General features: G+C 66.1%; 13 protein-coding genes. 9 read left to right on the top strand and 4 right to left on the bottom strand.

The annotated features are described in order from the left end of the window. Nucleotides 1-47: 47 nt before the first annotated feature. From DCM80_RS26695 to DCM80_RS26715, 5 genes are all read left to right on the top strand, one after another. Nucleotides 48-1,970 carry an FAD-binding monooxygenase gene (locus DCM80_RS26695; RefSeq protein ID WP_257194436.1) on the top strand — a complete coding sequence of 641 codons (1,923 nt, stop codon included), beginning with the start codon at nucleotides 48-50 and terminating at the stop codon, nucleotides 1,968-1,970. 157 nt (nucleotides 1,971-2,127) lie between these two features. Beyond that, nucleotides 2,128-3,159, top strand: coding sequence for an SH3 domain-containing protein (locus DCM80_RS26700; protein WP_257194437.1), 1,032 nt, complete (start codon nucleotides 2,128-2,130; stop codon nucleotides 3,157-3,159). Nucleotides 3,160-3,329: 170 nt separating this feature from the next. Continuing rightward, nucleotides 3,330-3,608, top strand: coding sequence for a hypothetical protein (locus DCM80_RS26705; RefSeq protein WP_257180250.1), 279 nt, complete (start codon nucleotides 3,330-3,332; stop codon nucleotides 3,606-3,608). A gap of 183 nt (nucleotides 3,609-3,791) precedes the next feature. Further along, nucleotides 3,792-3,998: a hypothetical protein gene (locus DCM80_RS26710; protein ID WP_257180249.1), complete on the top strand. Its 207-nt coding sequence runs from the start codon at nucleotides 3,792-3,794 to the stop codon at nucleotides 3,996-3,998. 71 nt (nucleotides 3,999-4,069) lie between these two features. After that, nucleotides 4,070-4,390 (top strand): hypothetical protein, encoded by a 321-nt coding sequence (locus DCM80_RS26715; RefSeq protein ID WP_257198070.1) that lies wholly within the window; start codon nucleotides 4,070-4,072, stop codon nucleotides 4,388-4,390. Between the two features lie 25 nt (nucleotides 4,391-4,415). On the opposite strand, the gene DCM80_RS26720 is transcribed toward DCM80_RS26715, so the two are convergent. Together DCM80_RS26720 and DCM80_RS26725 are read right to left on the bottom strand one after the other, a co-directional pair. Continuing rightward, a complete protein-coding gene (locus DCM80_RS26720; RefSeq protein WP_257194438.1) occupies nucleotides 4,416-4,760 on the bottom strand; it encodes a multidrug efflux SMR transporter in 345 nt (114 codons plus the stop codon). 196 nt (nucleotides 4,761-4,956) lie between these two features. Further along, the gene (locus DCM80_RS26725) at nucleotides 4,957-5,622 is read right to left on the bottom strand and encodes an O-methyltransferase (protein WP_257194439.1); all 666 of its coding nucleotides are present in this window, start codon (nucleotides 5,620-5,622) and stop codon (nucleotides 4,957-4,959) included. Nucleotides 5,623-5,719: 97 nt separating this feature from the next. Here DCM80_RS26725 and DCM80_RS26730 point away from each other — a divergent pair, with 97 nt between their 5' ends. Together DCM80_RS26730 and pdxY are read left to right on the top strand one after the other, a co-directional pair. After that, on the top strand, nucleotides 5,720-6,352 hold the full coding sequence (locus DCM80_RS26730; protein ID WP_257194440.1) for a TetR family transcriptional regulator: 633 nt from the start codon (nucleotides 5,720-5,722) through the stop codon (nucleotides 6,350-6,352). Nucleotides 6,353-6,408: 56 nt separating this feature from the next. Then, nucleotides 6,409-7,227, top strand: a complete 819-nt coding sequence (pdxY, locus tag DCM80_RS26735) for a pyridoxal kinase (protein WP_257194441.1) — start codon at nucleotides 6,409-6,411, stop codon at nucleotides 7,225-7,227. Nucleotides 7,228-7,232: 5 nt separating this feature from the next. Here pdxY and DCM80_RS26740 read toward each other — a convergent pair whose 3' ends face one another. Beyond that, nucleotides 7,233-8,561, bottom strand: coding sequence for a hypothetical protein (locus DCM80_RS26740; RefSeq protein WP_257194442.1), 1,329 nt, complete (start codon nucleotides 8,559-8,561; stop codon nucleotides 7,233-7,235). Between the two features lie 260 nt (nucleotides 8,562-8,821). Here DCM80_RS26740 and DCM80_RS26745 point away from each other — a divergent pair, with 260 nt between their 5' ends. Then, nucleotides 8,822-9,025: a hypothetical protein gene (locus DCM80_RS26745; RefSeq protein ID WP_257194443.1), complete on the top strand. Its 204-nt coding sequence runs from the start codon at nucleotides 8,822-8,824 to the stop codon at nucleotides 9,023-9,025. A gap of 171 nt (nucleotides 9,026-9,196) precedes the next feature. Beyond that, nucleotides 9,197-9,451 carry a hypothetical protein gene (locus DCM80_RS26750; RefSeq protein ID WP_257194444.1) on the top strand — a complete coding sequence of 85 codons (255 nt, stop codon included), beginning with the start codon at nucleotides 9,197-9,199 and terminating at the stop codon, nucleotides 9,449-9,451. 70 nt (nucleotides 9,452-9,521) lie between these two features. Here DCM80_RS26750 and DCM80_RS26755 read toward each other — a convergent pair whose 3' ends face one another. Next, a complete protein-coding gene (locus DCM80_RS26755) occupies nucleotides 9,522-9,872 on the bottom strand; it encodes a zinc ribbon domain-containing protein YjdM (protein ID WP_257194445.1) in 351 nt (116 codons plus the stop codon). Nucleotides 9,873-9,948: the final 76 nt, after the last annotated feature.

The following is a 9,948-nucleotide window of genomic DNA, read 5'->3' on the forward strand; positions in this document are numbered from 1 at the left end:
AGCATACTAAGCAATATCAAACAGAGCGTTGCCGGGGAGAGGTGCTCATGCAATTCCATCTCAATGGATTTCAGCCGGGCGATCCCGAGATTGCCGATCCCGCCGACCGCCTTCAGGCTTCCGGCGCAGCGGGCGCGGTGCCTGACGAGGTCGATGTCCTCATCGTCGGCTGCGGGCCGGCCGGCCTCACGCTCGCGGCGCAACTCGCGCAATTCCCTGATATCAAGACCTGCATCGTCGAGCAGAAGCCCGATCGTCTGCTGGTCGGGCAGGCCGACGGCATCGCCTGCCGCACCATGGAGATGTTTCATGCCTACGGCTTCAGCGAGCGCGTGCTGAAGGAGGCGTATTGGGTCAACGAGACGACGTTCTGGAAGCCGGACGAGCGCAGGCCCGACACCATCATCCGCAGCGGCCGGGTGCAGGACGTCGAGGACGGCCTGTCTGAATTCCCGCACGTCATCCTCAACCAGGCACGCATCCATGACGGCTTTCTCGACGTCATGCGCAAATCGCCGGCCAAGCTCGAACCCCATTACAGCCGCCGTCTTCTCGACCTTCAGGTCGATCCGGTCGCAGGTCCCGGCGATCATGCCGTGACGGTGCATCTCGAACGCGTCGATGCGGCGAACGAGGGCAAGGTCGAGACCGTCAAGGCGCGCTATGTCGTCGGCTGCGACGGCGCGCGCAGCACGGTGCGCAAGTCGATCGGACGCGAGCTGCACGGCGATTCCGCCAACCACGCCTGGGGTGTGATGGACGTGCTGGCCGTGACGGATTTTCCGGACATCCGCTTCAAGTCGTTGATCCAGTCGGCCAAGGACGGCAGCCTGCTGATCATTCCGCGCGAAGGCGGCTACATGGTCCGCATCTATGTCGAGCTCGCCAAGCTCGAGGTCGGCGAGCGCGTCGCGAGCCGCAACATCACCGCCGATGACGTGATCGCCAAGGCGCAGCGGATCCTGAAGCCGCATACGCTGGAGGTGAAGGAGATCGCCTGGTGGTCGGTCTACGAGATCGGCCAGCGCCTGACCGACAAGTTCGACGACGTGCCGGACGTGGAGACCGCAACGCGCCTGCCGCGCATCTTCATCGCCGGCGATGCATGCCACACCCACAGCCCGAAGGCGGGGCAGGGCATGAACGTCTCGATGCAGGACGCCTTCAATCTGGGCTGGAAGCTCGCTGCCGTCATGCGCAAGCGATGCGCCCCACTGCTGCTGCATTCCTATTCGGCCGAGCGCCAGGCGGTCGCCAAAGAGCTGATCGATTTCGACCGTGAGTGGGCGGGCATTCTTGCCTCCGCCGCCAAGGCTGGCGGCGCTGATGCCGCCAGGACCCAGGACTATTTCGTCCGGCACGGCCGCTACACCGCGGGCACGGCGACGCATTACAGGCCGTCGCTCCTCACCGGCGCGGCGTCGCATCAGCACCTCGCGCAAGGCCTCGTCATCGGCAAGCGCTTCCATTCCGCCCCGGTGATCCGTCTGGCTGACGCCAAGCCGGTGCATCTCGGTCATGCCGGGCAGGCCGACGGTCGTTTCCGGATCTATGCCTTCTCTCCCGCGGAAGATCCTGCCGCCGCAGGCTCGGCCGTTCGCGCGCTTTGCAATTTCCTGACCGAGGCGCGGGAGTCGCCGGTGAGGCGCTATACGCCTGGCGGCGCCGACGTCGACAGCGTGATCGATCTGCGCGCGGTGTTCCAGCAGAACCATCGTGAGCTCGCCGTCGAGGCAATGCCGCCGCTGCTGCTCCCGCGTAAAGGCCGTTACGGCTTGCGCGACTATGAGAAGATGTTCTGCCCGGACCTCAAGAGCGGTCATGACGTCTTCGCCATGCGCGGCATCGATCGGAAAGCCGGTTGCATGGTCGTGGTGAGGCCGGACCAGTATGTCGCCAACGTGCTGCCGCTCGACGACTTTGCCGGGCTTGCATCGTACTTCGACGCGTTCATGCTGCAGGTCAACTGACGATCGGCCGGCGACGCTGGCGCGTTGCGCCGATGAACGACGAATGAATATTGAACCGCGCGCCGTCTGCGTTTCAATCTTTCGGGCGGATGCGGTCCCCGCGCACGGAACGCCCATTCCGCCAGCGCGTTCCGACTCGAAAGAGGAGGAACACGCCATGAAATTCAAGAGCGTTTTGATTGCCGCATTGCTGCTCGCGCCAACGGCCGCACTGGCCGCGCCGGGCATCGTGACCGTCTCGACCGGCCTGCGGGCCGGCCCGGGCGCAGGCTTTCCCCTGGTCGATCGCATCCCCGGAGGCGCCCGCGTCAACATCCATGGCTGCCTGCGCGGCAACGCCTGGTGCGACGTCAGCTTTTCCGACGATCGCGGCTGGGTGTCATCGCAATATCTCGAATATCTCTATCGCAACCGCTACGTCTATCTGCCCGACTATGTCGACGAGATCGGCGTGCCCGTGGTCCCGTTCGTGCTGACATCGTACTGGTCGAGCCACTATTCGGGACGTCCCTGGTATCGCCGCCACGCCCACTGGAGCAGTTACTGGACCTCGCATCGGAGCATCGCGACCCGAATGACGCTTGATCCGCGCGCGGCCCGCATCGGTCGCACGGCGACGCGCGATGCGGCGCTTGCTTTGGAACGAGAAGGCGTGCGGGGCAAGGGCGCCGCGATCTCCGGACGCAATGCCGCGAACGCGCGGCCCGACGCTGCGATCGCCACGCGCGACGCTGCGATCACGAGACGTGACGCGGCGATCACGAGAGGTGACGCTGCGATCGCGAAGCGCGACGCGGCTGCTGCCGCCGACCGGACGCGTGCCGGACGGAGCGAGCGCGCCGCGCATGAGCGGACCCATGTGCAGACTCGCAGTCCGCGCGATGCCCAGGCCCGCATGATGCACGAACGGGCCGCAAGCCCCGCTGCGGTGCGGACCCAGCCGATGGCTCGTGCGCATGAAGCCCCGCGTGTCTCGGCCGCACCTGCCGAGCGACGCGCAATGCCGCATGTCGCGCCGCCGAATGTGAGCCACGGCGCGCCGATGAATGCGCGAGCGCAGATGCCGGCGCCCCGTGCCGCTGCGCCTGCAATGCCGCACGGCGGTGGCGGCGCTCCGCACGTCAACGCCGCGCCCCGCGGCGGTGGTGCCCCGGCCGGCGGCCCCGGCGGCGGCCACCCGAAGCACTAAGAAGCCCGAAGGAAAGCCCGGCCCGCGCGCCGGGCTTTCTGCTGGATTCAGTCGGGTTCCCTGCGCGTACAATTTAAGAAAGTTCTTCGCGGGCAGATTTCATCGATCGTAAGATGTGTACCCAAAGATGCAAGCATCCACTCGGGGCAGCGGGGCACGGGAGGATGAAGATGAGACAAAGCCAGGCGGAGACGCGCCGCCACAACGTCGCGAAGCGGTCGATGACCAAGGAGGCCAAGCAGCTGGCGGGTCTGATTGCCGGGCTGCGCGAATCTCTGGAAGGGATTCACAAGGAGCGGATGGGCGCGAAGCTCACCGGCGCCGAGATCGGCATGCTCGACGAGCGCCGCAACAATCTGCTGCTCACCATCGCAGCCCTCGACGATCGCCTCTCTGCGGTGCAGGGACTGATCGATCTCGGCCGCCCCCATATCATCCGCGTGCATTAGCGGAGTTCGACGTTGGGACGCTCGGTTCCGTTGCAGCTGATGTGACGGACCAGCTCCCGTGGCCGATTCAGAACCGACATGAAGGCGCCTCGGCGTCGGCGCCGGCGTCGTGCCTGCGGATGGCACCAAATTGCCACGCTCCCGGCGAATTGCCGCCAAAGCCCGCTGCCACGAGGAGGGCGGGTGCAGGGCGACGCAAGGGGACGCGAATTGGCCTACAAGATGATCGCAGAACGCGACAACGAGAAGTACAGTTTCGCCCGCGAGAGCCGGCTGCTCATCGTGGCGAAGGCTAGGGTGTGGGCGAGCGAAGGGTGGCGCGTCGTCATCACCGACCAGGATGGCAAGGCCTACGCGCCGCCCGAATTCGATCAGCTGTCGGCGGCGTAACCGACGCGCGGCCGAGGGGACGTCATTTGACATCGCTGTTTGGACCGGGGCGCGCGCCGATCGCGGCCCTGATGAGTCTTGCAGCCGCGGCCGTTTTCACGGCGACGGTCGCGGCCGCGCAAAATCTCGACGCCGGCAAGTCGCCCGCCAAGCTCTTCGCTGACAGCTGCGCGACCTGCCATCGCAGTCCGCGCGGCCTTGCCAAGGGTCGCTTTACCCTGACGCTGTCCTGGTTCCTGAGGGACCATTACGCGACCAGCGCGGACTCGGCGAGGATGCTCGCCGCCTATCTGGAATCGGTCGATGAGCCGCCGCCGCGCGCAGCGGCCAAGCCCGCGAAGAAGCCGGCGCGATCCACCCCGCATCAGCTGAAGCCGGTGCAGAGCCAGTAGCTCTGCGCGCCGCAGCTTGCCGGGATCAACGCACCGCACTCTCCGAGAACAGGTTGATGATCACGACCCCTGATACGATCAGGGCGATACCGACGAAGGCTGCGGAGTCCAGTATCTGGCGGAACAGCACGAAGGAGACTGTGGCGGTCAGGATGATGCCGACCCCGCCCCAGATCGCATAGGCGATGCTCAACGGAATGACCCGGATCGCGACCGACAGCGCATAGAACGAGGCGACGTAGAACATCACCATCGCCAGCGTCGGCCAGGGACGGGTGAACTGCGCGGACTGCTGCAGGAGCGCCGACGCGGTGACCTCGAACACGATGGCAAGGGCGAGGGCCGCGTAAGCATTGAAAGCGGAGGTCATGAGCCTCTGGGCGCAAGAGAGAAACCGCAGGGGCAGCCAAGTCAGCCCCATGGATGGCTCTTTGCGGCGAGCAGATATCATGTGTGAATGACGAACCTGCGACACCGGTTGGAATGCGCGGACCGGTGTTGAGTCCAAACGATGCCGCTGCGCGATGGTGCGGCGGCTCGAGATCCTGCGGTGCGTCGATCCGGCGTTAGCTGATCCGCACGGAGAGTTCGACGTCTTCGGCGAAGGGCGTCGACATATAGCCGCTTCCAGGCCTGCGTACGCGCGCCAGGTAGTCCGGGCTGTCGTCGGCATTGTCGGCGATGATGATCGCACCCGGTCCGAGGTGGTTTTCCAGCAGATCGAGGATTTCCGGGTAGAGCGCCTTGGCGCCATCGAGCAGCACGAGATCGATCGTATCGGGCAGATCGGCTCGAAGCGTTGTCAGCGCGTCGCCTTCACGGATTTCGACGAGATCGATCAAGCCGCCGGCCGTGAGGTTTTCTCGCGCCCGCGCCGCTTTGGACGGCTCGAACTCGCTGGTGATGAGGCGGCCGCCGCCATTGTCGCGCAAGGCTGCGGCAAGGTGCAGCGTCGAGATGCCGAACGACGTGCCGAACTCGACGATCGTGCGCGCGCCGGAGCTGCGTGCCAGCATGTAGAGCAGTGTTCCGGTCTCGCGCGAGACCGCGAGCGGGACGTCCTTCAGCCGTCCGTAGAGGTCGCGGTAATCGGTCTTGCTCTGCATCATCCGCACCCGGTCTGCCTCGGACAAATCGGCGACGGCGGCCCGCGTTGCGCCGCTTGCGGTCTCGTCCTCGTCGAACAGGCGATCCAGCAGCGGCGCAAGCGATGTAATGGTTGGGGTGGTCATTCGAGGTTCTCCAGGGGTGACGTAGAGCGCGTGCTTGCGCGCCGTCTGAAATACGACTAATTCGTCGCATTTCCTATTCGCATTCACCGGGCGTGCCATGGCCGATCGTCGAAGTCGTTCAGTTTCCTCGCGAAAACAGCCGCAACAGGCCCGCTCGACCGGTTTGGTTGCGGCCATTCTCGATGCCGCTGTTCAGGTCCTGGCGAAGGAGGGCGCGCAGCGTTTCACCACGGCGCGGGTGGCGGAGCGGGCCGGGGTGAGCGTCGGCTCGCTCTATCAATATTTTCCCAACAAGGCCGCGATCCTGTTCCGCCTTCAGAGCGACGAGTGGCGGCGCACCAGCGAGCTGTTGCGCGGCATCCTTGCGGACCGGACCAAGCCGCCGCCGGCGCGGCTACGCGCGCTGGTCCATGCCTTCATACGCTCCGAGTGCGAGGAGGCCGCAATCCGCATTGCGCTCAATGATGCCGCGCCGCTCTATCGCGACGCGCCGGAGGCGCACGAGGCGCGGGCCGCCGGTGAGGAGATCATCGCGGCGTTCATGCAGGAAGCGCTGCCGAAAGCCTCCGCGGCCAGACGCGAGCTTGCCGGCGAGCTGATCAAGACGACGCTGAGTGAGGTCGGCAAGCGGTTTTCGGAAGTACCGCGCAGCACGGCCGAGATCACGCGTTACTCCGACGGGCTGGCTGACATGTTCTGTGCCTATCTCGGGGAATTGACACGGCGTTGAAGCTTCAGTTCCGGCTCCTGTTGCATCGCCCGACGTTTGTCCGTACGGAGCTTTTCATGCTCGTCATCTCCATTCAAAGCCAGGTGGTCCACGGCCATGTCGGCAACAGCGCGGCCGCCTATGCGATGCAGGCGGAGGGCGTGAACGTTGCGGCGGTGCCGACGACGCTGCTGTCCAACCATCCGCGCTATCCGAGCCTGCGCGGCCGGGTGCTGGAGACCGAGCTCGTCGCCGATCTCCTGAAGGGTGTCGAGGAGCGCGGGCTGGTCGACGAGGCCGCCGTGCTCGTGACCGGCTATCTCGGCTCGCCGGGCAATGCCGCCGCGATCGCCGATTTCGTCGAGCGGGCGCTGACGCGGAATAGCAAGCTCGTCTATCTCTGCGATCCCGTGATCGGCGATGACGGCCGCGTCTATGTCGCCGACGGCATTTTGGACGTGGTGCGGCACCGGCTGCTGCCGGCGGCGAAGCTGACGACGCCGAACCAGTTCGAGCTCGAGCTGCTCTCTAGCCTCACGATCGCGGATGCGCAGGGCCTGCGCGCGGCGTGTGCGGCGCTGGCGGGGACCGGCCGCATCGACGTCGTCGCGACCGGCTGCACGCTCGCCGATACGGCCGCAGGGCAGGTGGAGACGATCCTGTGCGCCGGCGGGCAATTGTCGCGCTTTGCGACGGCGCGCCTGCCGATCCGCCCCTACGGCACCGGCGATCTGCTCAGCGGCCTGATCGCAGCACATCTGGCCAAGGGCCAAGCGGCGGAGGCCGCGGTGCGGCTTGCGGTCGACACCGTCTTTGCGGTGCTGCTACGCACACAGGACGCCGGCACGGCCGAGATGCGGCTGGTGCCGCTGCCGACGCCGGGACGCGCGACGTAACGGCTTCAGGTCGCGGGCTTGCCGGCCGATTGCGCCGATTTCTGCGGCTTGGCGGGACTCTTCTGCTCGCGCGCAACCTGGGCCTTTGGCGGCTTGGCATGCGATGCGGCACGCACGGCCTGCTTGGGCTTCACGCTGGCGACTTGCTTGCCGTCGCCGGTGCCACGGCGCGAGATGTACTCCTTGCCGTCGATGGGACCGACATGCGGCGGGTCGCGGCCGAGATAGGGCCGCCCGATGCCATACGCCTTGCCGTTGGCGTCGACCCACTTCCACAGGATTTCGGTCGAGACCCAGCGCTGCGCACGGTTGTTGCCTTGCGTGCTGACGATGTCGGCCGCCATGCCGTGGCCGTAGCCGCCGCGCAAGCTGCCGCCGTGATAGGACCGGTCGGAGGCCGCTTTCAGGCCGCTCGCGATCGACTGGCGATAATCGTCGCGGAACGCGCTGGTGATGCCGGGCGAGAGGCCGGCGGCCTCCGCGGCGAGCAGCGTGCGGAACAGCTTCAGCTTGAAGCTCTTGTCCATGCCGCCGATGACGTAGTCCATCATCGACATGCCGGCGTGCTCGGCCGCCTTCGGATCCTTCCAGGTGAAGTCCTGATCGACCAGCTTGGTGAAGCTGCGCATCACCGTGACCGTCTTGCCCTTGCGCTTGATCGTGACGGCGCGGCGCTCCTGGACCTTGATCGTGTCTTCCTTGGCGGTGCGCTGATAGAGCGCCCAGAGATAGCGGTCGACGCAGGCCTCGATGACGAAGCATTCGTCGAGCACGGCGACGGTGTCGGCCGGGGGCGACGGCTTGCTCGCGGGCGTGACCGGGCCGCTGGCGATCGCCGCGGGGGACAGCGCGTCCGTCGTCACGATCTCGGTGGGATCGGCCGAGGCGAGCCTGACAGGCTCCGGCGCCGCGACCGGGGCAGCTTCGCCCACGACGGGCTCCGGCTCGGGCGAAATCTGCAACGCCGGCGGCGCCTCCACCGGCAGGATCAGCGCCGGATCGGCCGAGGCGAGCTTGATGGCGGGAGCGGGCGTCTCAGGCGGTGCTTCAGGGCTCGTGGGAGCCGGTGCCGCGGCCACGGCAGCCGCGATGTCGGCGGTCAAGGCGATGCCGTCCTCGATCGTCGCAGCGCGCGGCACGTCGGCGAGGTCCAGCCGGCTGACATCCTTGACGAGATCCTTGGCGAGGTCCTTGGCGCGCGAGACGGCAGCCGCATTGGCACCGCTGTTCTCGATCAGAGCAGGGGCATGGGCGGAGAGGGTGAGCGCCAGCCAGCCGGCGAGCACGGCCGAGGGGCATGTGACCGCCACCAGAAGAGACCGCCGATCGTTCATGATCCCTGCCTCCAAACGGTTCTGCCCGGACCCGTCTTGTCCGGACAGTCATGATGCAAACAGTCTGACGCAAACAGTCTTGCACGGAAAAGGCACGCAGTGCGTCGATTGTTCGGAGGCCGGTGTGGCAGCGCAATGGCGCAAATCGGCAAGAATAGGTTTTTCGCAGCACTGTTGCCGGGGCGCAACGCCGGTTCCGCGAAAGCAGCTTGATCGCTGCGTCGCGGCAACTTTGTTGCGGTTGGCACGTTTGGTCGGCCATGACGCATGCCTCGCTTCGTCCCATGGACGCCTTCGATCCCACCGAACCCGCCATCCTGCACGACCGCCTCACGGATACGATCATCACCTGGACGGCTGACCAGGCCGACGATTACAAGCGGGCCAGCCGGCCGGGCCCCGAGGGAACGGTGGCCTGGAAAACCTATCTGTTCGATGGCTGGGGCAACGTCCTCGGTGGCTGAGCACCGTCCGCCGGTGCGCTTGTCGGGGCCGGCGTGATTCGGCCAAAGCCTTGGACACATTAAACATATTGCCATGCGCGGGACGCGATGTTGCATTGCGACAAAGTATGTCGCAATGCAGCAAAGTCGGCCTAAATATGCTCCGACTCTTCCACTTCCGGAGCATCACCAATGAACAAGAAGACTTTGACGATCGCCGCCGCCATCCTGACGATCGCGGGCAGCACCGCGGCTTTCGCCGCCGAGCTGCCGACTTACGAGGCCAACGGATTTCCGGTCTCGCCCTTGCAGGTTCGTGTCCTCGGCGCCGCCCATGTCGCGCAGCAGGCTGCTGCGCCGACCACGGTCGCCTCGGTCCACCAGACCAACGTCATCAGCCCGCGCAAGCTGACGACCGCGAACGTCACCACGGGCGCTGCCCGCTGAACTGACAAGTCATGAAGGCAGGTGGGTTCCGCGGAGAGGCGGGATCCGCCGCCTCGGCGGACGTCCGCCGCTACGCCTTCCTGACGAACTCCGACTTCAAGTTCATGGCGCCGATGCCGTCGATCTTGCAGGCGATGTTGTGGCCGTCGCTGGCGTCCTGGAGACGGATGTTGCGCACCTTGGTGCCGCCCTTGACCACCGAGGACGAGCCCTTGATCTTGAGATCCTTGATCACGATGACGCTGTCGCCGTCAGCGAGCGCATTGCCGTTGGCATCGCGCACGCCGGCATCCGGCGCACTCTCCGCGGCCGTCTCCGCCGCGCCGCTCCATTCATGGCCGCACTCCGGGCAGACCCAGAGATCGCGGTCCTGATAGGCGTGCTCGGAGCTGCAGGCGGGGCATTTCATCGCGTCGGTCATGGCAAGTCTCGTCTAACCCTTTGCTCGTCTCACGTTCGCGGCGCGACCGTAGGGGTCGGGAACAGGAAAGCAAGGG

The organism is Bradyrhizobium sp. WBOS08 (assembly GCF_024585125.1).
In the GTDB taxonomy this organism is placed as follows: Bacteria; Pseudomonadota; Alphaproteobacteria; order Rhizobiales; family Xanthobacteraceae; genus Bradyrhizobium; species Bradyrhizobium japonicum_B.

Bases quoted from the DNA above. Each gene is read 5' to 3' on its own strand.
- DCM80_RS26755 (WP_257194445.1), bottom strand. From the start codon at position 9,872: ATGACCGACGCGATGAAATGCCCCGCCTGCAGCTCCGAGCACGCCTAT.
- DCM80_RS26740 (WP_257194442.1), bottom strand. From the start codon at position 8,561: ATGAACGATCGGCGGTCTCTTCTGGTGGCGGTCACATGCCCCTCGGCC.
- DCM80_RS26730 (WP_257194440.1), top strand. From the start codon at position 5,720: ATGGCCGATCGTCGAAGTCGTTCAGTTTCCTCGCGAAAACAGCCGCAA.
- DCM80_RS26745 (WP_257194443.1), top strand. From the start codon at position 8,822: ATGACGCATGCCTCGCTTCGTCCCATGGACGCCTTCGATCCCACCGAA.
- DCM80_RS26720 (WP_257194438.1), bottom strand. From the start codon at position 4,760: ATGACCTCCGCTTTCAATGCTTACGCGGCCCTCGCCCTTGCCATCGTG.
- DCM80_RS26705 (WP_257180250.1), top strand. From the start codon at position 3,330: ATGAGACAAAGCCAGGCGGAGACGCGCCGCCACAACGTCGCGAAGCGG.
- DCM80_RS26750 (WP_257194444.1), top strand. From the start codon at position 9,197: ATGAACAAGAAGACTTTGACGATCGCCGCCGCCATCCTGACGATCGCG.
- DCM80_RS26695 (WP_257194436.1), top strand. From the start codon at position 48: ATGCAATTCCATCTCAATGGATTTCAGCCGGGCGATCCCGAGATTGCC.
- pdxY (WP_257194441.1), top strand. From the start codon at position 6,409: ATGCTCGTCATCTCCATTCAAAGCCAGGTGGTCCACGGCCATGTCGGC.
- DCM80_RS26715 (WP_257198070.1), top strand. From the start codon at position 4,070: ATGAGTCTTGCAGCCGCGGCCGTTTTCACGGCGACGGTCGCGGCCGCG.
- DCM80_RS26700 (WP_257194437.1), top strand. From the start codon at position 2,128: ATGAAATTCAAGAGCGTTTTGATTGCCGCATTGCTGCTCGCGCCAACG.
- DCM80_RS26725 (WP_257194439.1), bottom strand. From the start codon at position 5,622: ATGACCACCCCAACCATTACATCGCTTGCGCCGCTGCTGGATCGCCTG.